Raw genomic sequence first — 26,928 nt, forward strand, 5'->3', positions numbered from 1 at the left:
GCGCCCTGAAGGGGCACTCGGCTAGGGGAACTCGTACGCCTCGACCTCCGCGAGATACCTCTCCCGCCGCTCCTCGTCATCCTCCAGGAAGGACGCCACAAAGGAGTTCCGGGCGAGCTCGCGCAACCGGTCCTCGCTCAGGCCCAGCGCCGAGCGCACCGCGTCGAAGTTGTCGCCGACGTAGCCGCCGAAGTAGGCCGGGTCGTCGGAGTTGACCGTGCACATCAACCCGGCGTCGAGCATCGCGGGCAGCGGGTGGTCGGCGAGGACGTCGACGGTCCGCAGCCGCACGTTCGACAGCGGACACAGCGTCAACGGCACCCGCTCCCGCACCAGCCGCTCGACCAGCGCCGGGTCCTCCATGCACCGCAGCCCGTGGTCGACGCGCTCGACGCCGAGGACGTCGAGGGCCTCGGTGATGTAGGCGGGCGGCCCCTCCTCGCCGGCGTGCGCGACGCGGCGCAGCCCGAGCGCGGCGGCGGCCTCGTACACCTCGCGGAACTTCACCGGCGGATGCCCGACCTCGGCCGAGTCGAGGCCGACGCCGGTGATCCGGTCGAGATACGGCTCGGCGGCCCGGAGCGTCTCCATGGCCGACTCGGCGGAGTCGTCGCGCAGGAAGCACATGATGAGCCGGGTGGAGACGCCGTGCTCCGCCTCGCTGCTCCCCAGCGCCCGCCACAGCCCCTCGACGACCGTGCCCAGCTCGACGCCCCGCTTGGTGTGCGCCTGCGGGTCGAAGAAGATCTCCGCGTGCCGCACGCCCTGGGCGGCGGCGCGGGCGAGATAGGCGTTCGCGAGGTCCGCGACGTCCTGCTCGGTGCGCAGGACGGCCATGAGCTCGTAGTACAGGTTCAGAAAGGACTGGAGGTCCTCGAACTGGTAGGCCTTGCGCAGCTCGTCGGTGTCGCCGTACGGCAGCCGCACGCCGTTGCGGGCGGCCAGCTCGAAGGCGAGCTCGGGTTCGAGGGTGCCCTCGATGTGGAGGTGCAGTTCTGCTTTGGGGAGGGGCATCGAAGCATCGTACGGCGAGGTCAGCGCCGCTTCGGCAACGGCACCCGCAGCAGGTCGTGCGCGACCGTCAGCTCCCCGTCGAAGCCGGCGTCCCGGGCCTGCCGCTCGAACTCGTCGGGCTCGGTGTAGCGCTGGCTGAAGTGGGTGAGCACGAGATGCCGTACGCCGCAGTCGAGGGCGACGCGAGCGGCCTGACCGGCGGTCAGATGCCCGTGCTCGACGGCGAGTTCGGTGTCCTCGTCCAGGAAGGTGGACTCGATGACGAGCATGTCGCAGCCGTCGGCGAGGGTGTACACCCCGTCGCACAGCCGGGTGTCCATGACGAACGCGAACCGCTGCCCGCGCCGCACCTCACTGACGTCGTCGAGGGAGACCCCGCCGAGCACCCCTTCCCGCTGGAGCCGCCCGACGTCCGGCCCCTTGATGCCGTGCGCGGCGAGCCGGTCGGGGAGCATGCGGCGCCCGTCGGGTTCGACCAGGCGATAGCCGTACGACTCGACGGGGTGCGACAGCCGGGCGGTGTGCAGCGCGTAGCCGCCGGTGTCGGCGATGACCCCGTCGGCGCTGATGGGCGCCTGGGCGATGTCGACGGTCTCGCGGTAGGCGGTGGCGTAGCGCAGCCGGTCGAAGAAGCGCTGCCCGGAGCGCGGGTAGTGGGCGGTGAGGGGGTGCGGGACCTTGTCGAGGTTGATCCGCTGGATGACACCGGCGAGACCGAGCGAGTGGTCCCCGTGGAAGTGGGTGACGCAGATCCGGTTCAGGTCGTGCGCCGCGACTCCGGCACGCAGCATCTGCCGCTGCGTGCCCTCGCCGGGATCGAAGAGGATGCCCTCCCCGTCCCAGCGCAGCAGGTAGCCATTGTGGTTGCGGTGCCGGGTCGGGACCTGGCTCGCGGTCCCGAGGACGACCAATTCACGTACGGACACGGTGACTTCGGCTTACTTCTCGTTACCCGGGGGGCCACTGCATGCCGCGCCCGCCGAGGATGTGGGCGTGGGCGTGCCAGACCGTCTGCCCGGCGCCCGCACCGGTGTTGAAGACGATGCGGTAGCTCTCCAGCTTGTCCTCGTCGGCGACGGCCTGGGCCTCACGCAGGACGTCCGCGGCGAGCGTCGGCTCGGCGGCGGCGAGGGCGGCGGCGTCCGGGTAGTGCGCCTTGGGAATGACCAGGACGTGCGTGGGCGCCTGGGGGTTTATGTCCCGGAAGGCGACGGTCGTCTCCGTCTCCCGCACGATCGTCGCCGGGACATGCCCCTCGACGATCTTGCAGAACAGGCAGTCGTCCTGCGGCTCCGCTGCCATGCGGGTTCCCTCCGGGGGTTGGGCGGGTCTTTACGGGGGGCATCGTATCGTCGTCGGGTGCGGGTGATCGGTGGCTGGTCGCGCCCACGCGGCGGAGCCGCATATCGATACAGCCCCGCGCCCCCATCAGGTTGGCAGAGCTGGGGGCGTCTTCGCCGGACTGGTCTCCAGTCCCTCCAACGCGATGCGGATCGCCTCGTCCAGTTGGGCGTCGCGCCCCGCCACCCAGTCCTGCGGGCGCTGGACCACCTCCACGTCCGGGTCGACCCCGTGGTTCTCCACGTCCCAGCCGTAGCCCTCCAGCCAGATGGCGTACTTCGGCTGGGTGATCAGGGTGCCGTCGACCAGCCGGTAGCGGCTGTCGATGCCGATCACGCCGCCCCACGTCCGGGTTCCCACCACCGGTCCGAGACCCAGCGCCTTGATGGCCGCGTTGACGATGTCCCCGTCGGAGCCGGAGAACTCGTTCGCCACCGCCACCACGGGCCCTCGCGGGGCGTCCGTCGGATAGCTGTACGGCCGCATCCCGCGCGGCAGTTCCCAGCCCACGATCCGGCGGGCCAGCTTCTCCACGACGAGCTGCGAGGTGTGGCCGCCGCCGTTCTCGCGGACGTCCACGACGAGCCCTTCCCGCGCCACCTCGACCCGCAGGTCACGGTGGATCTGGGCCCATCCGGGCGCCTGCATGTCCGGCACGTGCAGATAGCCCAGCCGTCCGCCGGACTTCTCGTGGACGTACGCCCGCCGGTCGGCGACCCACGCGTGGTACCTGAGCGGCTGCTCGTCCGCGATCGGGACCACGACGGCATGCCGTACGTCCCCGCCGCCCGCCGGCGAGATCGTCAGCTCCACCGCCTTGCCCGCCGTACCGACCAGCAGCGCCCCGGGCCCGGTCACCGGATCCACCGGCACCCCGGCCACGGCCACGATCGCGTCGCCGGCCCGCACCGCGACCCCGGGCGCGGCCAGCGGCGCCCGGGCCTCGGGATCGGAGGTCTCCGAGGGCAGGATCCGGTCGATGCGCCAACTCCCGTCCGGGTGGCGGGAGATGTCGGCGCCGAGAAGACCTTGCCGGGCCCCGCCGCCGTAGCCGCCGCGCGGCGCGACGTACGCGTGCGAGGTGCCCAGCTCGCCCTGGACCTCCCACAGCAGGTCCATCAGGTCGTCATGGGTCGCCACGCGATCCACCAGCGGCCGGTAGCGGTCCAGCACACCCGCCCAGTCCACGCCGCTCATGTCCGGCCGCCAGAAGTGGTCCCGCATGATGCGGCCGGTCTCCTCGAACATCTGCCGCCACTCGGCCGACGGGTCGACCGTCTGCCGTACGCGCGACAGGTCCACGGTGATGTTCGAGTCGCTGTCCTCGTCGCCGGAGGCCCGCCGGTCGCTCGGTACGACCTTGAGCCGGCCGTCGGTCCACAGCAGCACCCGCTTGCCGTCGCCGCTGACCTCGAAGTGGTCGGCGTCGTCGGCGAGATGCTCGACGCGCCGCTGGACGAGGTCGTAGCGCTCCAGCTCGGTCTTGGGCTCGGGGTCGTCGGGTGTGGCCCGGGCGGCGCCGAGGGCGCCGCGCACGGGGTGCCGCAGCCACAGCACGCCGTCCTTCGCGGCCCGCAGGTTGGTGTAGCGGGCGGCCTCGACCGGGAACGGCACGATCCGGTCGGCGAGCCCTTCGAGGTCGATGCGGGTGGTCGGGGTGCCCTCGCTGTCGGGTGTCTCGTCCTTGTCGGGCGCGTCGAAGGGGCGGCCGTGCCGCTGCGGGCCGAAGGGGGACGGGGTGGTCGCGGCGAGGGTGATCAGGTGCGGGCGGGAGCCGACCACGAAGGCGAGATCGAAGACGTGCTCGTCGTAGACCGGGTCGAAGGCCCGCGTCGACAGGAACACCAGGTGCTTGCCGTCCTGCGTGAACGCCGGCGCGTAGTCCTGGAAGCGCAGCGGGGTCGCCTCGGAGACCGACAGGTCGGTGGTGTTGGCGAGCTTCAGCTGGGACAGCGGGCGCGGTCCGGGGTGCGACCAGGCGAGCCAGGCCGAGTCGGGCGAGAAGACCAGCCCGTCCACGTCGCCGTCCGCGCTGCGGTCGACCTCGCGCACCTCGCCGGTCTCCCGCTCGACGAGCAGCACCCGCCCGTCGTGCGCGGCGACCGCGGCCCGGCTCCCGTCGGGCGCCATGGCGAGCCCCAGCACCCGCCCGAGCTGCCCGGCGGCCAGCCTGCGCGGGGTGGCCCCGGGCGCGAGCCCGGTCGCGGGAGCGAACTCCAGGGCGTCGTCGCCCTCCGCGTCCGTCACCCAGACGACCCACTCCTCGCCCTCCGCCCGGAAGGTACGGGGCCGCCGGGCCCGTACGCCCGGCTCGGCGGCGAGCGCGCGGGCGGGACCGGAGCGGTGGGTGACCCAGTGCACGGCGCCGCGCACGGCGACCGCGCTGCCGCGCGCGGTGTGGTCCGGGGCCGCCGACCCGAACCAGCGGGCGGCGTTCACCGGGAACGGCTGCCGGTCGGTGCGCTGCCCCCCGAGCCGGATGTCGAGCCGGCGCGGCTCGGCCCCGTCGAGGTCGTCGAGGATCCACAGTTCACCGGCGGAGGCGTAGACGACGCGCGTGCCGTCGCTCGCGGCGTGCCGGGCGTAGAAGCCGTCGATCGGCGTGTGCTTTCGCAGATCGGATCCGTCGGCGAGGGAGGAGTACACCGCACCGACGCCCTCGTGGTCGGAGAGGAAGGCGATCCGCTCCCCCACCCACACGGGGTACTCGATGTTCCCGTCCAACTCCTCGTGGAGCCGTACGAACTCCCCGGCGCCCTCCCGGTCGATCCACAACTTGCCCGCCGTACCGCCCCGGTAGCGCTTCCACCGCGCCGCCTCCAGGCCCATGGGCGCGGACGCGAGCACGAGGTGCGGTCCGTAGGCGACATCGGCGACGGGGCCGTACGACAGCCTGGTGGCCGGTCCGCCGTCGAGCGGGACCGTGTGGGCCCAGGTGCGGCGGCGGCCCGCCTGGCCGTGGGTGCTGATCGCGAGGACCTGGCCGTCGGGGGTCCAGCCGCGCACCCGGGTCTGCCCGCTGCCCCAGTGGGTGAGCCGCCTGGACGGGCCGCCGTCGACCGGCGCGATGTGCACCTCGGGGGCGCCGTCGCGGGTGGAGGTCCAGGCGACGGTCGTGCCGTCGGGCGAGATGCGCGGCAGGCTGACCGGGACGTTGTCGGCGCTGACCCGCCAGGCGCGGCCGCCGTCGAGCGGGGCGAGCCAGACGTCGTCCTCCGCGGTGAAGGCGACCAGGTCGCCGTGCGGATGCGGATACCGGAGATATGAGGACGAGGACGGGGCCGGGGCCGGGGCCGGGGTCGAGGTCTGTGTCACCCGATCACCCTAAGCAAGGGCGGCGGCCACGGACAGGCCTTTGGATCTCTTGCCCGAACTCCCCTGCGGGCCCGCTCACTTGCCCTCCGGCCAGCAGTTCGGATGCTCCTTGCAGTACACGGTCTTGGTCACGGTCACCGTGACGGTGGGCCCGGGCTGCTGTCCGTTGCCGGGATTGACGGGCGAGGGCGCGGAGTCGCAGTCACCGAGGCCGTTGACGTGGAACCACTCCTTGCCGTCGATCTTGGCGACGAGGTCCCCGCGCACACACGAACCGCTGACGGCCCGGGTGATCCGGCCGGTGACGACGATGTCCTTGCCGTCCTTGGTCTCGCCCTCGCAGTCGACCTTGACCACGGTGTTCTCGGTCGCCGTCGGCGCGGCGGAGCCGCCCTTGCCGCCCTCGTACGAGCCCGTGCAGTTGAGCCACTGCACATCGGCCTTCTGCCGCTCCAGTTCCTCGGTCACGGTCTGGTCGGTCGTGAACGCCACGGTCGCGCTGCTCAGCCCGCCCGGATCACAGGCCACCGCCCCGCCGACGGCGACCACGGCGAGCCCCGCCACACCTGCCACCCGTGCGCCGTAGGCACGGCGAACGGCGGAACGTGCGCTACCTGTGCGGCCCGTGCGACCCCAAACCCTCCTGAATGCCCCCATGGACGGCAGCCTGCCACTGTCCCCGCCGACGCGGTAGGGCGCATACGGCCACTCCCTGCTCGCACACGTCACAATCGGGTGTCGCCGCCCGACCGCCCCTGCCCGGAGGACCGTTGGCCCCCTCGCGGATCCCCGCCCGCACTGCCGTACCCACGCCCCGCGCCTCGGACGACGCCGACCGCAGCGGCGTCGACGCCGTGCCGGCCCCGGCGGCGGGACCGCCCGCGCCGCCGCGCCGGCGCCGGGTCCGGATACTCGTCGACGTGGTCGACCATCCGGACGAAGTGGCGTACGTGACCGCCCTGTTCGAGGAGCGCGGCTGGACCGTGCGCCCGGCGGAGGACGACGAGGCGGCGCCCGGCGTGGCGCACCGCTGCACGCTCGTCGTCGAGGTCCGGCTGCACGGGGCCCGCCTCGGTGCCCTGCGCACCGCCACGCTGGAGGTCGAACGCCTCGCCCAGCAGGCCGAGTTGGGCGCATGGGTGCGGGACGCCGCCCTGGTCGAGCACGAGCGGCCGGCCCGGACGACGTACAACGTCCACCGTGCGCTGCCGACGCTGGGGCGGCTGTGGATCCGGCTGGGCGGGGCGGACGAGCAGCGTGCCGTGACCGTACCGGCGGGCCCGCGCTCCCGGGAGGAGGCGGCGGCCGAGCTGGCGGCGCGTCCGCTGGGCGGCCGCCCCTTCGACCCCGAGGCGCACGGCCTGCGGGTGCCGGGCCACTCGGACGCGGACCCGCCGCGTGACGAGACTCCGCACGAGCGCCGGGTCCGGCTGGTCTGGCTGTGGGAGGGGATCGCCGGCGTCGTCCTCGCGGTGGTCTGCGGGATGTACGTCGTCTGGGCGGACGGGGCCTGGAAGCTGCTGCCCGCGCTGCTGAGCCCGGCGGGGGCGCTGCCGCTGGGCCGGACCCTCAAGGAGACACGGACACGCGGGCCCGTGGTCCAGTGGGCCGCGGGAGTCGCCGGCACCACGGCACTGGCCGCCTTCGGGGCCCTGGTGGGCCAGGACACCGAGCCCGGGGTGCTGTGGGCGGGCGCACTGGTACTCGCCGTCGGCGGGTTCACCGGCGCGGGGGTGGTCCTCGCCCTGCGCCGCACCTTCTTCACCCGGCACGCGGCGTGGCTGGTGCCGCTGTCCGTGCCGGTGCTGTGGTCGATGGTGGGCTGGCTGGGCGGGCAGATGCACGACGCCTACCTGGACCGCTTCGACATCCGCGCGGAGTGGGTGCCCGCACCGCGGCTCGGCACGTATCTGGTGGCCGCCGAGCCGATGGGCCTCGCGCTGGGCAGTGTGCTGGTCATCGTGGCGGTCGTGGGCTGGCTGCGCCACTTCCATCTGGGGCGGGACGCCGGCAGCCGCTTCTTCGCCATCGTCCTGGCCACCCTGATCGTCGTGGTCTATGCCCTGAGCGCGGTCGCCCTCGGTATCGGACAGGCGGCGAGCGCGGCCGGCCGGGATGCCGAGAACGCCGCACGCCAGGGCGACCACCCGCCCGACTACTTCGGCATCTACGGCCACTTCATGTGCGTACGCCCGGTGGACGCCGCCAAGCCCGTGGCGGTGGAGAACGGCCCGGTCCCCACCGACCACCCCGTGGTGTCCTTCGGCACCTCCGGCGACTGGATCCGGCTGTGGGACCCGGAGCGCCACAACGGCAAGGTCCAGGAGTCCTTCGCCGTCCGCCGCGAGGACGTCCGGCTCATCCCGGCGAAAAACCCGGAGACCAAGCGGTGTCCGGCGCCGTAGCGTGGCCGGGTGCGAAACGACCGCCGACTGCGCAGGCTCGTCGTGGACGAGCGGACGACGTACCTCTGGAGCGTCCGGCACAAGCACCGGGACGGTGACGTCTGCCGCGAGGTCCTCAACCTCTACCGGGACGGCGCCCGCACCCGGATCGTGTTCCGGGAGGGGGAACCGGGCTCGGGCCGTGTGGTCGCCGAGGGCTACTTCTTCTCGGGCTGCGTCGCCGACGGCCGCGGCGACCTCCTCAACCTGCGCGAACCCGGCGTCGTACGGGCCCTCGTCGACGAGGCCGAGACGCGCGGACTGCTGTCGGGCGGCGCGGAGCTGGACGGCTGGGAGCTGTTCCCCGCGGTCGCCGAGGCGGTCGACCTCAGGCGCGCGGCAGCAGCCACTCCATAGGGTTGCGCACCGAACCCGCCACCGACGTCAGGACCAGCGGCCGGTACGGCCGAGGAGCAGTGCCGTCGCCGCGGTCCCGGCGGTGGAGGTACGCAGGACGGAACGGCCCAGACGGTACGCCTTGGCGCCCGCCTCCTCGAAGAGGGCCAACTCCTCCGGGGACACACCGCCCTCGGGCCCGACGACCAGCACGATCTCGCCCTCGGCGGGCAGCTCGGCGGTCGCGAGCGGCTCGCTGCCGTAGTCGCGCTCCTCGTGCAGTACGGCGGCGAAGTCGGCCTCGGCGAGCAGCGCGGCGACCTGCTTGGTCGTCGCCGCGTCCGCGACCTCCGGGAAGCGCAGGCGCCTGGACTGCTTGCCGGCCTCGCGGGCCGTGGCCCGCCACTTGGCGAGCGCCTTGAGGCCGCGGTCGCCCTTCCACTGGGTGATGCAGCGGGCGGCGGACCAGGGCACGATCGCGTCCACGCCGGTCTCGGTCATCGTCTCGACCGCCAGCTCGCCGCGGTCACCCTTGGGGAGGGCCTGGACGACGGTGATCCGGGGGCTGGGCTCGGGTTCGACAGGGAACTCGAAGGGCTCGACGACCAGGTGGTCCTTGCCCGACGCGCTGAGAACGACGCCGGCCGCGCCCCGGCCCCGCCCGTCGGTGATCACCACGTCCTCGCCGGGCTGCAGCCGTCGTACGGAGACGGCGTGCCGCCCCTCCGGGCCCTCCACGTCGATGATCGAACCGGGGCCCACGCCCTCCAGGGAGTCGACCACGAACACCGGCGCGGTCATCGGATCTCACCCTTGGCCGACAACGCTGTCCTGGCGGCGTCGAGTTCGGCCGCCAGCACCTCCACCAGCTGCCCGGCGGGCAGTTCACGTGCCATCCGGTGCCCCTGCCCCGCCCACAGTGCCAGGCCCTGCGGGTCGCCGGACGAGGCGGCCTTCTTGCGCAGCGGCGAGGTGAGGTGGTGGACCTCGGGGTAGGCGGCGGGGGCGTACGGCCCGTGCTCGCGCAGGAAGCGGTTGACGAGGCCACGGGCCGGCCGCCCGGAGAACGCGCGCGTCAACTCGGTGCGTGCGAACAGGGGGTTGGTCAGCGCCTGCTTGTGCAGGGCGGTGGCGCCGGACTCCGGGGTGGCGAGGAAGGCGGTCCCCAGCTGGGCGGCACTGGCACCGGCGGCGAGCGCGGCGGCGATCTGGCTGCCGCGCATGATGCCGCCGGCGGCGACGATGGGCAGGCCGACGGCCTCGCGGATCTGGGCGATGAGCGAGAGCAGCCCGATGCCGGTGCCGTCGGTCTCGGGATTGTCGCGATGAGTCCCCTGATGGCCACCCGCCTCGACGCCCTGCGCGATCACCGCGTCCGCACCGGCCCGCTCCACGGCGAGGGCCTCGTCGGGGGTGGTGGCGGTGACGAGGGTGAAGGTTCCGGCACGCCGGAGGGACTCCAGCACATCGCTGCTGGGCACGCCGAAGTGGAAGGAGGCGACGGGCACCGGATTGTCGAGCAGCACGGCCAGCTTGGCCTCGTACCCGTCGTCCCGCCCGCTGTCCGGATCCCCGAGCTCGGTGTCGTACCAGGCGGCCTCGCCGGCCAGCTGATGCGCGTAGACGTCGACCGCGGCCCTGTCGGCGTACTCGGGCTGCGGCATGAAGAGGTTGACCCCGAAGGGTTTCGTGGTCAGCCCCCGCAACTGCTTGATCTCCTGGTACATCCCGTCGGCGGTCTTGTACCCGGCGGCAAGGAACCCCAGCCCACCGGCCTCGGACACAGCCTGGGCGAGATGCGGCACGGAGACGCCGCCCGCCATGGGGGCCTGCACGATCGGGAAGGGGAAGAGATCGGTCAGTGCGGAGGACATGACGGCATGTTGTCACGTCCCCCGAACAAGTCCGAATCGGCCCTGTCTCTTGGTGCAGGCCAACGAAAATCAGCCCGTCCGGCGTTTGAGGACAAGGCCCCTTCAGGGCCGAAGCGGGTGCCTGGGGCGGCAGCCCCCAGCCACGGCGAGCAACCCCCACTCGGGCGAGCAACCCCACCCACCGGTCAGCGACCGTTGAACGCGTCCTTCAACCGCGAGAACAACCCCTGCTGCCCCGGCTGGAACTGCCCCTGCGGCCGCTCCTCACCCCGCAGCTTGGCCAGCTCCCGCAGCAACCGCTCCTGCTCGGGATCCAGCTTGGTCGGCGTCTGCACCTCGACGTGGACGATCAGATCGCCCCGCCCGCCACCGCGCAGATGCGTCACGCCCCGCCCGTGCAGCGGAATCGACTGCCCGGACTGGGTCCCCGGCCGGATGTCGACCTCCTCCAGCCCGTCCAGCGTCTCCAACGGCACCTTCGTACCGAGAGACGCCGCGGTCATCGGAATCGTCACCGTGCAGTGCAGGTCGTCGCCGCGCCGCTGGAAGGTCGAGTGCGGCAGCTCGTGGATCTCGACGTACAGGTCACCAGCGGGACCGCCACCCGGCCCGACCTCGCCCTCACCGGCGAGCTGGATCCGCGTGCCGTTGTCGACACCGGCCGGGATCTTGACCGTCAGGGTCCGGCGGGACCGTACGCGGCCATCGCCCGCACACTCGGGACACGGCGTCGGTACCACCGTGCCGAATCCCTGGCACTGCGGGCAGGGACGCGAGGTCATGACCTGGCCCAGGAAGGACCGCGTCACCTGGGACACCTCGCCGCGACCGCGGCACATGTCACATGTCTGCGCCGAGGTCCCCGGCGCCGCGCCCTCACCGTTACAGGTGTTGCAGACGACGGCCGTGTCGACCTGGATGTCCTTCGTCGTACCGAAGGCCGCCTCGTCGAGCTCGACCTCCAGCCGGATCATCGCGTCCTGGCCGCGCCGGGTGCGCGAGCGCGGACCGCGCTGGGACGCCGTACCGAAGAACGCGTCCATGATGTCCGAGAAGTTGCCGAAGCCACCGGCCCCGAAGCCGCCCGCGCCCGCGCCGCCCGCCTGGGACAGCGGGTCGCCGCCGAGGTCGTAGACCTGCTTCTTCTGCGGGTCCGACAGCACCTCGTAAGCGGCGTTGATCTCCTTGAACCGCTCCTGGGTCTTCGGATCCGGGTTGACGTCCGGGTGCAGCTCGCGTGCGAGCCGCCGGAAGGCCTTCTTGATCTCTTCCTGCGACGCGTCGCGACGCACGCCGAGAACGGCGTAGTAGTCCGTGGCCACTTACGACTCCGCCAGGATCTGTCCGACGTACCGTGCCACTGCGCGTACCGCTCCCATCGTTCCCGGGTAATCCATGCGGGTCGGTCCGACCACGCCGAGCTTGGCGACTGCCTCGCCGCCCGAACCGTAGCCGACCGACACGACGGACGTGGAGTTGAGTCCCTCATAGGCGTTCTCATGACCGATGCGTACGGTCATGCCCGAATCCCCGGCCTCGCCAAGCAACTTGAGGAGCACGACCTGCTCCTCCAGCGCCTCCAGGACCGGTCGGATAGTGAGGGGGAAGTCATGTCCGAAGCGGGTGAGATTGGCGGTGCCGCCGATCATCAGCCGCTCCTCGTTCTCCTCGACGAGCGTCTCCAGGAGGGTGGAGAGCACGGTCGAGACGGTGCCGCGGTCCTCCACGTCGAAGGCCTCGGGGAGGTCCTCGACGAGCGTCGGCACATCGGTGAAGCGCCGCCCCGCGACCCTGCTGTTCAGCCGCGCGCGTAGATCCGCGAGCGAGGCCTCGCCGAAGGGCGCCGGGCAGTCCACCATCCGCTGCTCGACCCGCCCGGTGTCCGTGATCAGCACGAGCATCACACGCGCGGGCGCGAGCGAGAGCAGCTCGACGTGCCGGACGGTGGACCGGGTGAGCGAGGGGTACTGCACGACGGCGACCTGCCGCGTGAGCTGCGCGAGCAGCCGTACGGTCCGGGCCACGACATCGTCGAGGTCGACGGCCCCGTCCAGGAAGTTCTGGATGGCGCGCCGCTCCGGCGGGCTCATCGGCTTGACGCCGGCGAGCTTGTCGACGAACAGCCGGTAGCCCTTGTCGGTCGGGATCCGCCCGGCGCTGGTGTGCGGCTGGGCGATGTACCCCTCGTCCTCCAGGGCCGCCATGTCGTTGCGGATGGTCGCCGGGGAGACGCCGAGGCTGTGCCGCTCGGTCAGGGCCTTCGAGCCCACCGGCTCCTCGGTCCCGACGTAGTCCTGGACGATGGCGCGCAGCACCTGGAGCCTGCGTTCACTCAGCATCTCGCGCACACCTCCAGATGTCGTTCCCCTTGGCGCCTTCCTGGCACTCTGTGCTTGTGAGTGCCAGCCGTCCCCGGCCCAGTGTACGGCTGTGGGGTACGCCCCGGGCAAGGCCGGTCCGGCACGACAGTGCCGGCCGGTCGTGTCTTGGTTAGCGTCCCTGTATGACGGTGACTTGGGAAGAGCTGGGATGGGAGCGGCTGGCGGCCGGGGTGGGGCGGTGCCGGCTTCCGGTGTGGGACTGCACGGCGGGGCTGGTCGTCGGGGACGGGACCGCGTTGATCGTCGACGCCGGGTCAAGCCTCGGAGAGGGCGCGCGGTTGCGTACCCAGGCGCAGTGGCTCGCGGGTCACCGTGTGACTCATCTCGCGCTGACCCATCCCCACTTCGACCATGCCTTCGGGGCGGCGGCCTTCGCGGGCGCGGAGGTGTACGGCGCGGTGGGCATGGACACGGTCTTCGCCGGACGGCACGCGCGCGAGGAGCTGCGCGCGGACGCGGTCCGCCACGGCCTGGACGCGGCCGTCGCGGAGGAGGCCGTGGACGCGCTGATCCACCCCCACCATCAGGTGAGCGGCGAGTGGACCCTCGACCTTGACGACGGCCGCCAGGTCCTGCTGGCGAACGTGGGCCCGGCCCATACGGCCCACGACCTGGTGGTGCTCGTGCCGGGCGACCCGGAGGTGGTCTTCTGCGGCGACCTGGTGGAGGAGTCCGGCGAGCCCCAGGCCGGCGCGGACGCCGTACCGTCCCACTGGCCGGCGGCCCTGGACCGCCTGCTGGAGCTGGGCGGCGAGGACGCGCTGTACGTGCCCGGTCACGGAGCGGTGGTGGACGCGGAGTTCGTACGGCGCCAGCGCGACGCCCTCGCGGCCCGCTTCGGCGTGTCGGGGTGATCCGTACGCCACACGGCCCACGCTTCTCCTATCGTCATCCGAATGCGCCAGTACTCGCCGGACCTGACTCCGCCGTGGAAGAAGCCCAAGCCGGTACCGGAGGTACCCGCCGACCCGGGCCTGGTCGTCGAGGAAGCGGGCACGGGGTTCTGCGGCGCGGTGATCCGCTGTGAGGCGGGCACGGTGACCCTGGAGGACCGCTTCGGCAAGCACCGGGTGTTCCCGCTGGAGCCGCGCGGGTTCCTGCTGGAGGGCAAGGTGGTGACTCTCGTACGCCCCTCGTCGTCGGCTCCGGTACGTCCCACCCGTACGGCATCCGGTTCGGTCGCCGTCCCGCAGGCACGCGCGCGCGTGGCCCGCGCCGGCCGTATCTATGTCGAGGGCCGGCACGACGCCGAGCTGGTCGAGAAGGTGTGGGGCGACGATCTGCGCATCGAGGGCGTGGTCGTGGAGTACCTGGAGGGCGTCGACGACCTGCCGTCGATCGTCGCCGACTTCGCCCCGGGCCCGGACGCCCGCCTCGGTGTCCTGGTCGACCACCTGGTCCCCGGCACGAAGGAGTGGCGCATCGCCGAGTCGGTGACCAGCGAGCACGCCCTGGTGGTGGGCCACCCGTACATCGACATCTGGGAGGCGGTGAAGCCGTCGTCCCTGGGCATCCCGGGGTGGCCGCGGGTGCCGCACGGGCAGGACTGGAAGACGGGGGTGTGCCGGGCGCTGGGGTGGCCGTCGGAGAACACCGGCGCGGTGTGGCAGGCGATTCTGGCCCGGGTGGGGTCCTACAAGGATCTGGAGCCGGAGTTGCTGGGGCGGGTGGAGGAGCTGATCGACTTCGTGACGGCTCCGGCGTAGCGCCGTAGCGCCCCTCAGTCCACCAGGTCCCGCACCACCGCGTCCGCCAGCAGGCGCCCGCGCAGCGTCAGTACCGCGCGTCCCTCGTCGTACGGCTCCTGCTGGAGAAGTCCGTCCGACAGGGCGCGGCGGGAGGCCCTGAGGCCGTCCGCCCGCAGCAGCTCCAGCGGCACCCCCTCCAGAAGCCTGAGCTCCAGCAGGATCCGCTCCACCCTGCGGTCCTCCTCCGACAGCAGCTCCCGCCCGGCCCCCGGCGACCGCCCCGCCGCCAGCGCCGCCGCGTACGCGCCCGGATGCTTGACGTTCCACCAGCGGACCCCGCCGACGTGCGAGTGGGCTCCCGGACCCGCGCCCCACCAGTCGGCGCCCCGCCAGTACAGCTCGTTGTGCAGGCAGCGGGCGGCCTCGGAGGTCGACCAGTTGGAAACCTCGTACCAGTCGAAACCGGCCGCCGTGAGCGTCTCCTCGGCGATCAGGTACCGGTCCGCGTGGACGTCGTCGTCCGTCATCGGAACCTCGCCCCGGCGGATCCGGCGGGCCAGCTGGGTGCCCTCCTCGACGATCAGGGCGTATGCCGAGATGTGGTCCGGTCCGGCCCCCAGTGCCGCCTCCAGCGAGGCCCGCCAGTCGTCGTCCGACTCGCCCGGGGTGCCGTAGATCAGGTCCAGGTTGACGTGCTCGAAGCCCGCCGCGCGGGCCTCCGCGACGCATGCCTCGGGACGGCCGGGCGTGTGCGTGCGGTCCAGGATCTTCAGCACGTGCTGCTTCGCGCTCTGCATGCCGAAGGAGAGGCGGTTGAAACCGCCCCGGCGCAGCGTGGCCAGGTACTCCGGGTTCACCGACTCCGGGTTCGCCTCCGTGGTGATCTCCGCGTCCGGCGCCAGTCCGAACTCGTCGCGGATCGCCCCCAGCATCCGTACGAGATCGTCGGCGGCCAGCAGCGTCGGCGTACCGCCGCCGACGAAGACCGTGCGGACCTCGCGCGGGTCGTCGCCGAGGACCTTGCGGGCCAGGCGGATCTCGTCGATCAGCGTCTCGGCGTAGTTGTCGCGGGACGCCAGCACCCCGCCCGTGCCGCGCAGCTCGGTCGCCGTGTAGGTGTTGAAGTCGCAGTAGCCGCAGCGGGTCGCGCAGTACGGGACGTGCAGGTAGAAGCCGAGGGGGCGGTCGGCCGCGTCGGCGAGCGCGGACGCGGGGAGCGCGCCGTCGGCGGAGACGGGCTCGCCGTCGGGGAGTGCGGAGGGCATGGGTTCTATTGTCCCGTACCCCGCCGGCTACTCGGTCTGCAGCACCAGCAGCGCCAGATCGTCCTCCGGCGGGCGGCCGCCGAACTCGTGCACCAGCCTGCGGATCCGTTCCGCGATCAGCTGGGCGTTCAGGCCCGCGCACCCGGCGAGGGCGGTCGCGAGGCCGTCGCCGTCGTCGAACTGGCGGGAGCCGCTGCGCCGCTCGGTCACCCCGTCCGTCACGCACAGCAAGGTGTCGCCGGAGCGCAGCTCGAAGGTCTCGCTGGTGTACGTCGCGTCCTCGAAGACCCCGAGGAGGGTCTGGGGCTGCGCGGCCGTGTGCACCTCGCCGCCCGCGCCGAGGAGGAGCGGCAGGGGGTGTCCGGCGGAGGCGAGGGTGCAGCGGATGCCGCCGTCGAAGGGGGTCAGTTCGCCGTACAGCAGGGACAGGAAGCGGGTCTGCGGGCCGTCGCCGGGTGCCATCGGGCCGACCAGGGCGCGGGCGGCGGCGTCGGCGGCCTCCGTGGCGTCGTCGAGGAGGAGCTGGTTGAGGCGGTCGAGGACGTCGGCGACCCGGTAGCCCTCCCGGGCGAGGAGCCGCAGCCAGGGCCGCGCGATGCCGATCACCACGGCGGCCTCCGGGCCCTTGCCCTGGACGTCGCCGATGGCGAAGCACCAGCGGCCGTCGCCGGCCGGGAAGAGGTCGTAGAAGTCGCCGCTCGGGCCGCCCTTGTCGCACGGCTCGTACACCAGGGCGCTGACCACCCCGGGGATCTCCGCGACCGCGCCGGGCAGCAGTCCACGCTGCAGGACCCGGCTGATGGTGGCCTGCCGGGCGTACTGGCGGGCCGCGCCGATGGCGAGGGCCACCCGGCGGCTGAGGTCCTCCACGAGCCCGGTGACCTCGTCGGGGAAGCGGCTGAGGCCGGCCCGCCCGATGACCAGCGTGCCCAGCGGGCGGCCGCCCGCGATCAGGCGGTACGCGAGCGCCGTGCCGCGGATCCCGCGCTCACCGAGCGCCTCACCGGGCCAGGGGTAGGGGACGGGGCCGGTGCGGTGCTGGTCGGACGGTTCGGGCGGCTCCTTCTCCAGGGCGCGGCGGAGTTCCTCGATGAGGTTCTCGGAGCCGTGCCAGACGCGGGCGAGCCGGGGCCCGGCCCCCGCGCCGCCGTCCATCGGCCGGCCTCCCTCGCCCCCGGCCTCACCTGATCGGGGGTAGCCCCAGCGCCCGGCGACCTCGTCCTCCAGCCACACCGCGCACCAGTCCGCCAGCCGCGGCACGATCAGCTGACCGGCGAGCGCGGCGACGAGGTTCTCGTCGAGCTGCCCGGCGAGCAGGTCGGAGGCCTCGGCGAGGAAGGACAGGGCGCCTCGGTTGAGCCAGTCCCGTTCGGGGCGAGGGGGAGGGGGAAGGTGAGGATCCCCCTGATCGAGGGAAGCCGGGGCGCTCCCCTGATCGAGCGACGCCGGAGCGCCCCCTTGATCGAGCGACGCCGGAGCGCTCCCTTGGTCGAGTGACACCGAAGTGCCGCCCTGATCGCCCCGATCGCCCTGATCCCCCTGATCGCCCGAAGCCGCGACCGGGCGCCCGGCCGAGAGCGGCAGCGGCTCCGGCGCGAGAATCTCCGCGACGCGCAGCCCGCGCTCCAGCGCACGCTCCTCGGCGTACGCCTCGATGTCGTCCCTGGCCGCCACGGGATCCTCGGCGGGCAGCCGTGCCCACACGGTCTTGGCACCGGTGCGGTAGGTGACGCCCCAGGACTCGGCGAGCCGGGACACCAGCCTGAGGCCACGGCCGTACTCCGGTGTCTCGTACACAGCGTCGACCTCGCCGTCGCGCGGGGCGCGCGAGGGGTGGTGGTCCAGCACCTCGACGAGGAGTGCGCCGGTGTCCTCCTCCAGCCGGCAGCTGAGCTCGACATCGGTACCGGCGTGCACGACGGCGTTGGTGACGAGTTCGCTGACGGCGAGGACGGCGTCCTCGACCAGGCGGTCGCTGACGCGCTCGGTGCCGGGAAGTCCGGAGGCGGCCCACTCGGTGAGGGCGGCGCGCACGAGGGAGCGGGCGGAGCCCGGGGAGAGGGGGGTGCCGGGGAGGGTCGTACGGGTCTGGGGGCGCACACCTTCCCCGGTACGCGGGCGCGCGCCCTCATGCGCAGGCACATCAGAGGCACGGGTAACGGTCTCCCGTTGCACCGGAATGGCCCCCATGGACAGCTCCCCGAGCGGTTCGGACGAATACGCCTCAGTCGACGCCGACAGAGTGACAGACTGGCCACGCCCATAAGCACCGAGTTACCGAAGTGGGCCGCCATGAGTGAGAACCGTGCTACGCGTGTGCTCGAAGACGGACAGAAAGACGGTCAGATTCGAGCATCGGAACTGCGCGCGCTGCTCGCCGCGATGACCGCGGCTCGAGACGGCGACTTCCGCAAGCTCCCGGAGACGGGTGACGGGGTCGTCGCCGAGCTGACGGCTGTCTTCAACCAGATCGTGGACCGCAGCACCCACTTCAACGGTGAAGTGCAGCGCGTCAAGAGGGAGTTGGTGCGGCACGGCCGACTCGACGAGCGGCTGTCCGCGAGCCCGGGGCAGGGCTGCTGGATGACCCGGGTCAACGACGTCAACCAGCTGCTCGACGCCCTGGTGGCCCCGGCGGCGAACGCGACGCGCGTCCTGGACGCGGTGGCCGGCGGCGACCTCACCCAGCGCGTCGACCTGCACGACGGCACCCGCCTGTTACGCGGCGACCTGCGCCGCCTCGGCCGGGCCGTGAACAAGATGGTCGACCAGCTCTCCCTGTTCACCGGCGAGGTCACCCGCGTCGCCCGCGAGGTCGGCACCGAGGGCCGGCTCGGCGGCCGGGCCAAGGTGACGGGTCTGTCCGGCAGTTGGCGGGACGTGACCGAGGCGGTCAACACGATGGCGTCCCGGCTGACAGCCCAGGTGCGCGACATCGCCCTGGTGACCACGGCGGTGGCCCGCGGGGACCTGACCCGCACGGTCACCGTGGAGGCGACCGGCGAGCTGCTCGAACTCAAGCTGACCGTCAACACGATGGTCGACCAGCTCTCCGCCTTCGCCGACGAGGTGACGAGGGTCGCCCGCGAGGTGGGCACCGAGGGCCAGTTGGGCGGACGCGCCCAGGTCCGGGGCGTCTCCGGAGTCTGGAAGGACCTCACCGACAACGTCAACTTCATGGCGTCGAACCTGACCTCCCAGGTCCGCAACATCGCCCAGGTCACCACCGCCGTCGCCAACGGCGACCTGAGCCAGAAGATCACCGTCGACGCCCAGGGCGAGATCCTCGAACTGAAGTCGACCATCAACACGATGGTCGACCAGCTTTCCGCCTTCGCCGACGAGGTCACCCGCGTCGCCCGCGAGGTCGGCACCGAAGGAAACCTCGGCGGCCGGGCCCAGGTACGCGGCGTCAGCGGCGTATGGAAAGACCTCACCGACAACGTCAACTTCATGGCGGACAACCTGACCTCCCAGGTCCGCAACATCGCCCTCGTGTCCACGGCCGTGGCCCAGGGCGACCTCGGCAAGAAGATCACGGTCGAGGCGAAGGGCGAGATCCTCGAACTCAAGTCGACCATCAACACGATGGTCGACCAGCTCTCCGCCTTCGCCGACGAGGTCACCCGCGTCGCCCGCGAGGTCGGCACCGAAGGAAACCTCGGCGGTCAGGCCCAGGTACGCGGCGTCAGCGGCGTATGGAAAGACCTCACCGACAACGTCAACTTCATGGCGCTGAACCTGACCTCCCAGGTCCGCAACATCGCCCAGGTCACCACCGCCGTCGCCAACGGCGACCTCTCCAAGAAGATCACCGTGGACGCCCGCGGCGAGATCCTCGAACTCAAGGACACCGTCAACACGATGGTGCAGCAGCTGCGCGCCTTCGCCGACGAGGTCACCCGCGTCGCCCGCGAGGTCGGCACCGACGGCCGGCTCGGCGGGCGGGCGCAGGTGCTGGGCGTCTCCGGGGTCTGGCGGGACCTGACGGACAACGTCAACTACATGGCCGACAACCTCACCTCCCAGGTGCGGAACATCGCCCAGGTCACCACGGCCGTCGCCAACGGCGACCTCTCCAAGAAGATCGACGTCGACGCGCGCGGCGAGATCCTGGAGCTGAAGACCGCCATCAACACGATGGTCGACACCCTGTCCTCCTTCTCCTCCGAGGTCACCCGCGTGGCCCGCGAGGTGGGTTCCGAGGGGCAACTCGGCGGCCAGGCCCGGGTGGAGGGCGTCTACGGCACCTGGAAGCGCCTGACGACGAACGTGAACGAACTCGCGTCGAACCTGACCACCCAGGTCCGCGCGATCGCCGAGGTCGCCTCCGCCGTGGCCCAGGGCGACATGTCCCGCTCGATCACGGTCGAGACGCGCGGCGAGGTCGCCGAGCTGAAGGACAACATCAACCTGATGGTGGCCAACCTGCGCGAGACGACCCGCGCCAAGGACTGGCTGGAGTCCAACCTGGCCCGCCTGGCCGCCCTGATGCAGGGCCACCGCGACCTGATGGAGGTCGCCGACCTGCTGCTGCGCGAGCTGACCCCGCTGGTCAACGCCCAGTACGGCGCGTTCTTCCTGGCCGACCCGGACGAGGAGAGCGCCGCACTGCGTACGACCGTTCCGGCGAAGGGGCTCGCGTTCATCGCCGGGTACGGCTCGGCGCAGGGCGCGACCGTCGAGACCGGCGGCCTCCCCGTGCACGGCCTGGTCCGGCAGGCGGCCCGCGAGAAGAAGCGGATCCTCGTCGAGGAGGCCCCGCCGGACTACATCAAGATCAACAGCGGGCTCGGCGAGGCGGCGCCCACGAGCGTCGTCATCATCCCGATCCTCTTCGAGGACAAGCTCCTCGGCGTGATCGAGCTGGCGTCCTTCTCCCGCTTCTCCGACGTGCACCTGGCGTTCTTCGACCAGTTCGTGAACACCATCGCCGTCGCCATCAACACGATCATCGCCAACTCCCGTACGGAGTCCCTGCTCGGCGAGTCCCAGCGCCTGGCCATGCAGCTCCAGGAACGCTCGGACGAACTCCAGATGCAGCAGGCGGAGCTGCAGCGCTCGAACGCGGAACTGGAGGAGAAGGCGGCCCTGTTGGCCACATCCTCCCAGTACAAGTCGGAGTTCCTGGCGAACATGTCGCACGAGCTGCGCACGCCGCTGAACTCGCTGCTGATCCTGGCGCGCCTGCTGTCGGACAACCCGGACGGCCATCTGTCGGACCAGGAAGTGCAGTTCGCGACGACGATCCACCGCTCCGGCTCCGACCTCCTCCAGCTGATCAACGACATCCTGGACCTGTCGAAGATCGAGGCGGGCCGGATGGACGTACGCCCGAAGAAACTCCCGCTCATCAAACTCCTCGACTACGTCCACGCCACCTTCCGCCCCCTCACCCTGGACCGGGGGCTCGCCTTCGAGGTGTCGGTCGGCGAGGACGTGCCGCGCGAGATGTACTCGGACGAGCAGCGCCTGCAGCAGATCCTGCGCAACCTCCTGTCCAACGCGATCAAGTTCACCGCGACCGGCCGGGTCGAGCTGCGTGTGAACCGGGTGAAGGACCCCGACAACCACTACGTCCGCGAGGGCGACGAGGTGATCGCGTTCGCCGTGTCCGACACCGGCATCGGCATCGCGCAGGAGAAACTCCCGGTGATCTTCGAGGCGTTCCAGCAGGCCGACGGCACCACCAACCGCAAGTACGGCGGCACCGGCCTCGGCCTGTCCATCAGCCGGGAGATCGCGGGCCTGCTGGGCGGCCGTATCGTCGCCGAGAGCGAGCCCGGCGAGGGCTCCACGTTCACGCTGTACGTCCCGGTCGTCAGCCCCGGCCACGCCGCGACCGGGCCGGTCTCCGAGAACCGCGCTCTCCCCATCCCGGAGCAACTGTCGACCGAGCCCTTCACGGCCACCCACGACGCCGACGAGAGCTGGCCGACACCGACCAAGCTGGAGGCGTGGCAGACGGGCCGGGCGGGCCGTGTGCTCCCCGGCCGACGGGTGCTGATCGTCGACGACGACATCCGCAACGTCTTCGCGCTCACCCATGTCCTGGGCCGGGTCGGCATGCCGGTGCTGTACGCGGAGAACGGCCGCGAGGGCATCGAGACCCTGGAGCGCAACCCGGACGTCGAACTCGTCCTGATGGACATCATGATGCCGGAGATGGACGGCTACGAGACGATCTCCGCCATCCGCCGCACCCCGCGCTGGACCGACCTGCCCATCGTCGCGCTGACCGCGAAGGCGATGCCCGGAGACCGGGAGAAATCCATCGCGCGGGGCGCCAACGACTACGTACCGAAGCCGGTGGACGTGGATCAGCTGTTGACCGTCGTCTGCGACCTCCTGGACCCCGAGGGCGCGGAACGCGGAGAGGAACAGTCCGCGGAGCCGGAGAACACCGCAGAACCGGGACCGAACACTTCCAAGGAGGAAGAGGTCCCGCCGACCATCACCGAATGAGGCCACTACACCATGAGCGCTGAGGCAACGACCGACGAGCGCGCCGGCATCCTCCTGGTCGACGACATGGAGGACAACCTGATCGCGCTGGAGGCCGTCCTGGGGTCCCTCAACGAGCCGCTCGTCCGCGCACGTTCGGGCGAGGAGGCGATGAAGGCGCTGCTGCGCCAACGCTTCGCCCTGGTCCTGCTCGACGTCCGCATGCCGGGCATGGACGGCTTCGAAACGGCGACGAACATCAAACGGCTCGACCAGACCAAGGACGTCCCGATCATCTTCCTGACCGGAGCGGAGGACGACCCCGGCTACGCCTTCCGCGGCTACGCGACGGGCGCCGCGGACTACCTGACCAAGCCGTTCGATCCGTGGGTGCTGCGTGCGAAGGTGACGGTGTTCCTGGACCTGTACCGCAAGAGCCGGGAGCTGGAACGGCTCCTGTCCCGGAACCCGAAGCACAACACCGAGTTCCTCATACGGCTGGCAGCCCTGGAGGAGGAACTGGACGCGAAGGAACCAGACCTCGAAAGGCTGCGCGACCAGGTCCGAGAGCTACGGCACCTGGCAGGCGGACGGCAAGTGTCCTGACCCGAGGGGCGCGGGACCGTATCGATGTGCGGCTTCGCCGCGTGGGCGCGACCAGCCACAACGGACCGGCCAGTCGCACACAAGCCCCGCCACCCCCCTTGGGCGCTACGCCTCCCGCGTACCCGCGTACATCTCCTCGATCAGCCCCTTGTACTCCCGCTCCACAACCGGCCGCTTCAGCTTCAGACTCGGCGTGATCTCCCCGTGCTCCACATCGAGATCCCGCGGCAGCAACCGGAACTTCTTGATGGTCTGCCACTTCTGCAGCCCGGCGTTGAGCTGCTTCACATAGCCGTCGACCATCTCGACGGTGGCCGGCGCGGCCACGATCTCCGCGTACGACTTCCCGGCCAGCCCGTTCTCCTCCGCCCAGGCCAGAATCGAGGGCTCGTCCAGCGCGATCAGCGCCGTGCAGAAGTTCCGGTCGGCGCCGTGCACCAGGATGTTGGAGACGTACGGGCACACCGCCTTGAACTGCCCCTCGACCTCGGCCGGCGCGATGTACTTGCCGCCCGACGTCTTGATGAGGTCCTTCTTGCGGTCCGTGATGCGCAGGTAGCCGTCCGGGGACAGCTCGCCGATGTCACCGGTGTGGAACCAGCCGTCGGCCTCCAGCACCTCGGCGGTCTTGTCGGGCAGCCCGTGGTAGCCCTCCATGATGCCGGGGCCGCGCAGCAGGATCTCGCCGTCGTCCGCGATGCGCACCTCCGTGCCGGGCAGCGGCTTGCCGACCGTGCCGGTGCGGTAGGCCTCGCCCGGGTTCACGAAGGACGCCGCGGAGGACTCGGTGAGGCCGTAGCCCTCGAGGATGTGGATGCCGGCGCCGGCGAAGAAGTAGCCGATCTCCGGGGAGAGGGCGGCCGAGCCGGAGACGCAGGCACGCAGGTTGCCGCCGAAGGCCTCGCGGATCTTGGCGAAGACGAGCGTGTCGGCGACCTTGTGCTTGGCGGCGAGGCCGAACGGCGCGGAGTGGGTGCCGGTGCGGCGGAAGTTGTCCTGGGTGACCTTGGCGTACTCACGGCCGACCCCGGCGGCCCACTGGAAGATCTTGTACTTGGCGCCGCCGCCCGCGCGGGCCTTCGCGGCGACCCCGTTGTAGACCTTCTCGAAGATGCGCGGCACGGCAGCCATGTACGTCGGCTGCACGACCGGCAGATTCTCGATGATCTTGTCGACGCGGCCGTCGACGGCGGTGACGTGACCGACCTCGATCTGGCCGGAGGTGAGCACCTTGCCGAAGACGTGCGCGAGCGGCAGCCACAGGTACTGCACGTCCTCGGCGCCGACCAGCCCGGTCGCGGCGATCGCCTTCGCCATGTACGCCCAGTTGTCGTGCGGCAGCCGTACACCCTTGGGGCGGCCGGTGGTGCCGGAGGTGTAGATCAGGGTGGCGAGCTGGTCCTTGGTGATCGCGCCGACGCGCTCCTTGACCAGGTCGGCGTCCTTCTCCAGCCGGGCCGCGCCGCGCTTCTCCAGCTCGTCGAGGGTGAGGATCCAGTCGGCGGTCTCGACACCGGCCGGGTCGATCACGACGACATGCGTGAGGTGCGGGAGCTCGGCGCGCTTCTCCTTGGCCTTGGCCAGCTGCGCCGCGTCCTCGGCGATCAGCACGCGGCTCTCGGAGTCGGCGAGGATGAACGCCGACTCGTCGGCGTTGGTCTGCGGATAGACGGTGGTGGTGGCCGCGCCGGCGCACATGATGCCCAGGTCGGCGAGTATCCACTCGATCCGGGTCGAGGAGGCGAGGGCCACCCGCTGCTCGGGCTGGACGCCCAGCTCGATGAGCCCGGCCGCGATCGCGTAGACCCGCTCGGCGGCCTGCCCCCAGCTCAGCGACTTCCATTCGTCCGGGCCCTGGCCGGTGGCGGCGGGCACCGGATAGCGGTATGCCTCGGCGTCCGGCGTGGCCGCTACGCGCTCCAGGAAGAGGGTCGCCACGCTCGGCGGGCGGTTCTCGATCAGTGTCTGTGTGTCGCTCACGACGTCCTCCGGGGCCCGCGACAGTGCGGCTGGCTCAGGTTGCGGCTGTTGTTTAACTCGCGAGTAACTATCGAGCAGGGATCAGAGTAGATGCCGACCGGCCGGTGCGTAAGGGGCGGCGGGCTGTCACTTCCTACAGAGGAAAGCGGAGGGCCCGCCACACTACGGCGCGACGGGCCCATCGAATCGGTACACCTCGGGACTATTTCTTGCCCTTGCCCGATCCCGCGCTGTCATCACTGCTCAGTACGGCGATGAAGGCCTCCTGCGGAACCTCCACGGAACCCACCATCTTCATCCGCTTCTTGCCTTCCTTCTGCTTCTCCAGCAGCTTCCGCTTACGGGAGATGTCACCGCCGTAGCACTTGGCGAGGACGTCCTTGCGGATGGCGCGGATGGTCTCGCGGGCGATCACCCGGGAGCCGATGGCGGCCTGGACGGGCACCTCGAAGGCCTGCCGCGGGATGAGCTCCTTGAGCTTGGCGACGAGCCGTACGCCGTACGCGTACGCCTGGTCCTTGTGGGTGATCGCGGAGAAGGCGTCGACCTTGTCGCCGTGCAGCAGGATGTCGACCTTGACCAGGCTGGAGGTCTGCTCACCGGTGGGCTCGTAGTCGAGCGAGGCGTAGCCGCGGGTCTTGGACTTCAGCTGGTCGAAGAAGTCGAAGACGATCTCGGCGAGCGGCAGGGTGTAGCGGATCTCGACCCGGTCCTCGGACAGGTAGTCCATGCCGAGGAGGGTGCCGCGCCGGGTCTGGCACAGCTCCATGATCGAGCCGATGAACTCGGTCGGCGCGAGGATCGTGGCACGTACGACCGGCTCGTACACCTCGTTGATCTTGCCCTCGGGGAACTCGCTCGGGTTGGTGACGGTGTGCTCGGTTCCGTCCTCCATCACGACCCGGTAGACCACGTTCGGCGCGGTGGCGATCAGGTCGAGACCGAACTCGCGCTCCAGCCGCTCGCGGATCACGTCGAGGTGCAGCAGGCCGAGGAAGCCGACGCGGAAGCCGAAGCCGAGCGCGGCGGAGGTCTCCGGCTCGTAGACGAGCGCGGCGTCGTTGAGCTGGAGCTTGTCGAGGGCCTCGCGCAGCTCGGGGTAGTCGGAGCCGTCCAGCGGATACAGACCGGAGAAGACCATCGGCTTCGGGTCCTTGTACCCGCCGAGCGCCTCGGTGGCTCCCTTGTGCTGGCTGGTGACGGTGTCACCGACCTTGGACTGGCGGACGTCCTTCACACCCGTGATCAGATAGCCCACCTCGCCGACGCCGAGACCGTCGGCGGACAGCATCTCGGGCGAGTTCGTCCCGATCTCCAGCAGCTCGTGCGTGGCGCCCGTCGACATCATCCTGATGCGCTCGCGCTTGTTGAGCTGGCCGTCGATGACACGGACGTACGTCACGACGCCGCGGTAGGAGTCGTAGACCGAGTCGAAGATCATCGCGCGGGCGGGGGCGTCCTTGACGCCGACCGGGGCCGGGATCTCCTTGACCACCTTGTCGAGCAGCGCGTCGACGCCGAGGCCGGTCTTCGCGGACACCCGCAGCACGTCGTCCGGGTCGCAGCCGACGAGGTTGGCGAGCTCCTCGGCGAACTTCTCGGGCTGCGCGGCCGGCAGGTCGATCTTGTTCAGTACGGGGATGATCGTGAGGTCGTTCTCCATCGCCAGGTAGAGGTTGGCGAGGGTCTGCGCCTCGATGCCCTGGGCGGCGTCGACGAGGAGGACGGTCCCCTCACAGGCCGCGAGCGACCGTGAGACCTCGTAGGTGAAGTCGACGTGCCCCGGGGTGTCGATCATGTTGAGGATGTGCGTGTTGCCGGGTTCGTGGGTGGGAGCCCACGGCAGCCGCACCGCCTGGGACTTGATCGTGATGCCGCGCTCGCGCTCGATGTCCATCCGGTCGAGGTACTGAGCACGCATCTGCCGCTGCTCGACCACACCGGTCAGCTGGAGCATCCGGTCGGCGAGCGTGGACTTGCCGTGGTCGATGTGCGCGATGATGCAGAAATTGCGGATCAGAGCCGGGTCGGTACGGCTCGGCTCGGGCACATTGTTAGGGGTCGCGGGCACGCAGGGTCCTGTCTCTTGAGGCGCCTTATGCCTCGGGTCGGATCGATACGTAGGTTCCATGGTCCCACGGGCGGCGACCGGCGACCGTTTTGGGCCGTCGGCCGGGCCACTGGTACTCTGGGTGGCTGTGTCTCATGCCCCTCTCAGCACGAGGCACTCTCCAGAAAAT

At 71.2% G+C, this 26,928-nt stretch carries 19 protein-coding genes; 6 read left to right on the forward strand and 13 right to left on the reverse strand.

All coding sequences use genetic code 11. The features are described from left to right. Positions 1-21: 21 nt before the first annotated feature. From ABD932_RS11280 to ABD932_RS11300, 5 genes are all read right to left on the reverse strand, one after another. The gene (locus tag ABD932_RS11280) at positions 22-1,014 is read right to left on the reverse strand and encodes an adenosine deaminase (RefSeq protein ID WP_345011306.1); all 993 of its coding nucleotides are present in this window, start codon (positions 1,012-1,014) and stop codon (positions 22-24) included. A 20-nt stretch (positions 1,015-1,034) separates the two neighbouring features. Further along, positions 1,035-1,940 (reverse strand): ribonuclease Z, encoded by a 906-nt coding sequence (locus ABD932_RS11285; RefSeq protein ID WP_345011308.1) that lies wholly within the window; start codon positions 1,938-1,940, stop codon positions 1,035-1,037. A 22-nt stretch (positions 1,941-1,962) separates the two neighbouring features. After that, the gene (locus tag ABD932_RS11290) at positions 1,963-2,316 is read right to left on the reverse strand and encodes a histidine triad nucleotide-binding protein (RefSeq protein ID WP_345011310.1); all 354 of its coding nucleotides are present in this window, start codon (positions 2,314-2,316) and stop codon (positions 1,963-1,965) included. Between the two features lie 126 nt (positions 2,317-2,442). Continuing rightward, complete coding sequence (locus ABD932_RS11295; protein WP_345011312.1) at positions 2,443-5,670, reverse strand: S41 family peptidase; 3,228 nt, start codon at positions 5,668-5,670, stop codon at positions 2,443-2,445. A gap of 75 nt (positions 5,671-5,745) precedes the next feature. Further along, positions 5,746-6,243, reverse strand: coding sequence for a hypothetical protein (locus ABD932_RS11300; protein WP_345011314.1), 498 nt, complete (start codon positions 6,241-6,243; stop codon positions 5,746-5,748). A gap of 197 nt (positions 6,244-6,440) precedes the next feature. Between ABD932_RS11300 and ABD932_RS11305 the strand changes: the two genes are divergently transcribed. Both ABD932_RS11305 and ABD932_RS11310 read left to right on the forward strand, forming a co-directional pair. Then, on the forward strand, positions 6,441-8,075 hold the full coding sequence (locus tag ABD932_RS11305) for a hypothetical protein (protein ID WP_345011316.1): 1,635 nt from the start codon (positions 6,441-6,443) through the stop codon (positions 8,073-8,075). A 9-nt stretch (positions 8,076-8,084) separates the two neighbouring features. Next, positions 8,085-8,471, forward strand: coding sequence for a hypothetical protein (locus ABD932_RS11310; RefSeq protein ID WP_345011318.1), 387 nt, complete (start codon positions 8,085-8,087; stop codon positions 8,469-8,471). A gap of 27 nt (positions 8,472-8,498) precedes the next feature. Here the strand turns inward: ABD932_RS11310 and ABD932_RS11315 are convergent, their stop codons facing one another. The 4 genes from ABD932_RS11315 to hrcA all read right to left on the reverse strand — a co-directional run bounded on the left by ABD932_RS11315 (position 8,499) and on the right by hrcA (position 12,663). Next, complete coding sequence (locus ABD932_RS11315) at positions 8,499-9,251, reverse strand: 16S rRNA (uracil(1498)-N(3))-methyltransferase (RefSeq protein ID WP_345011320.1); 753 nt, start codon at positions 9,249-9,251, stop codon at positions 8,499-8,501. Continuing rightward, on the reverse strand, positions 9,248-10,324 hold the full coding sequence (locus tag ABD932_RS11320) for a nitronate monooxygenase (RefSeq protein ID WP_345011322.1): 1,077 nt from the start codon (positions 10,322-10,324) through the stop codon (positions 9,248-9,250). The genes ABD932_RS11315 and ABD932_RS11320 overlap by 4 nt, the downstream gene beginning before the upstream one ends. A gap of 185 nt (positions 10,325-10,509) precedes the next feature. Next, positions 10,510-11,646: a molecular chaperone DnaJ gene (dnaJ, locus tag ABD932_RS11325; protein ID WP_345011324.1), complete on the reverse strand. Its 1,137-nt coding sequence runs from the start codon at positions 11,644-11,646 to the stop codon at positions 10,510-10,512. Further along, a complete protein-coding gene (hrcA, locus tag ABD932_RS11330; RefSeq protein WP_250087970.1) occupies positions 11,647-12,663 on the reverse strand; it encodes a heat-inducible transcriptional repressor HrcA in 1,017 nt (338 codons plus the stop codon). 164 nt (positions 12,664-12,827) lie between these two features. Here hrcA and ABD932_RS11335 point away from each other — a divergent pair, with 164 nt between their 5' ends. Next, positions 12,828-13,559, forward strand: a complete 732-nt coding sequence (locus ABD932_RS11335) for an MBL fold metallo-hydrolase (RefSeq protein WP_345011327.1) — start codon at positions 12,828-12,830, stop codon at positions 13,557-13,559. Positions 13,560-13,601: 42 nt separating this feature from the next. Beyond that, a complete protein-coding gene (locus ABD932_RS11340; protein WP_345011329.1) occupies positions 13,602-14,411 on the forward strand; it encodes a DUF3097 domain-containing protein in 810 nt (269 codons plus the stop codon). 14 nt (positions 14,412-14,425) lie between these two features. Here ABD932_RS11340 and hemW read toward each other — a convergent pair whose 3' ends face one another. Beyond that, positions 14,426-15,658 (reverse strand): radical SAM family heme chaperone HemW, encoded by a 1,233-nt coding sequence (gene hemW / locus ABD932_RS11345; RefSeq protein WP_345011331.1) that lies wholly within the window; start codon positions 15,656-15,658, stop codon positions 14,426-14,428. A gap of 27 nt (positions 15,659-15,685) precedes the next feature. Further along, a complete protein-coding gene (locus ABD932_RS11350; RefSeq protein WP_345011333.1) occupies positions 15,686-17,848 on the reverse strand; it encodes a SpoIIE family protein phosphatase in 2,163 nt (720 codons plus the stop codon). Positions 17,849-18,040: 192 nt separating this feature from the next. Here ABD932_RS11350 and ABD932_RS11355 point away from each other — a divergent pair, with 192 nt between their 5' ends. Both ABD932_RS11355 and ABD932_RS11360 read left to right on the forward strand, forming a co-directional pair. Further along, positions 18,041-22,123 carry a HAMP domain-containing protein gene (locus tag ABD932_RS11355; protein WP_425587438.1) on the forward strand — a complete coding sequence of 1,361 codons (4,083 nt, stop codon included), beginning with the start codon at positions 18,041-18,043 and terminating at the stop codon, positions 22,121-22,123. A 12-nt stretch (positions 22,124-22,135) separates the two neighbouring features. Beyond that, on the forward strand, positions 22,136-22,708 hold the full coding sequence (locus ABD932_RS11360) for a response regulator (protein WP_345011337.1): 573 nt from the start codon (positions 22,136-22,138) through the stop codon (positions 22,706-22,708). A gap of 105 nt (positions 22,709-22,813) precedes the next feature. On the opposite strand, the gene ABD932_RS11365 is transcribed toward ABD932_RS11360, so the two are convergent. Further along, positions 22,814-24,688, reverse strand: a complete 1,875-nt coding sequence (locus ABD932_RS11365) for an AMP-dependent synthetase/ligase (protein WP_345011339.1) — start codon at positions 24,686-24,688, stop codon at positions 22,814-22,816. A gap of 202 nt (positions 24,689-24,890) precedes the next feature. Continuing rightward, entirely contained in the window at positions 24,891-26,759 is a 1,869-nt protein-coding gene (lepA, locus tag ABD932_RS11370; protein WP_345011341.1) for a translation elongation factor 4, read from the reverse strand. Positions 26,760-26,928 lie beyond the last annotated feature (169 nt).

This window comes from Streptomyces shaanxiensis, from assembly GCF_039537145.1.
GTDB classification, from domain to species: Bacteria; Actinomycetota; Actinomycetes; order Streptomycetales; family Streptomycetaceae; genus Streptomyces; species Streptomyces shaanxiensis.

Bases quoted from the DNA above. Each gene is read 5' to 3' on its own strand.
- hemW (WP_345011331.1), bottom strand. From the start codon at position 15,658: ATGCCCTCCGCACTCCCCGACGGCGAGCCCGTCTCCGCCGACGGCGCG.
- hrcA (WP_250087970.1), bottom strand. From the start codon at position 12,663: ATGCTGAGTGAACGCAGGCTCCAGGTGCTGCGCGCCATCGTCCAGGAC.
- ABD932_RS11360 (WP_345011337.1), top strand. From the start codon at position 22,136: ATGAGCGCTGAGGCAACGACCGACGAGCGCGCCGGCATCCTCCTGGTC.
- ABD932_RS11355 (WP_425587438.1), top strand. From the start codon at position 18,041: ATGACCGCGGCTCGAGACGGCGACTTCCGCAAGCTCCCGGAGACGGGT.
- ABD932_RS11320 (WP_345011322.1), bottom strand. From the start codon at position 10,324: ATGTCCTCCGCACTGACCGATCTCTTCCCCTTCCCGATCGTGCAGGCC.
- ABD932_RS11315 (WP_345011320.1), bottom strand. From the start codon at position 9,251: ATGACCGCGCCGGTGTTCGTGGTCGACTCCCTGGAGGGCGTGGGCCCC.
- ABD932_RS11340 (WP_345011329.1), top strand. From the start codon at position 13,602: ATGCGCCAGTACTCGCCGGACCTGACTCCGCCGTGGAAGAAGCCCAAG.
- ABD932_RS11280 (WP_345011306.1), bottom strand. From the start codon at position 1,014: ATGCCCCTCCCCAAAGCAGAACTGCACCTCCACATCGAGGGCACCCTC.
- ABD932_RS11350 (WP_345011333.1), bottom strand. From the start codon at position 17,848: ATGGGGGCCATTCCGGTGCAACGGGAGACCGTTACCCGTGCCTCTGAT.
- ABD932_RS11335 (WP_345011327.1), top strand. From the start codon at position 12,828: ATGACGGTGACTTGGGAAGAGCTGGGATGGGAGCGGCTGGCGGCCGGG.
- ABD932_RS11290 (WP_345011310.1), bottom strand. From the start codon at position 2,316: ATGGCAGCGGAGCCGCAGGACGACTGCCTGTTCTGCAAGATCGTCGAG.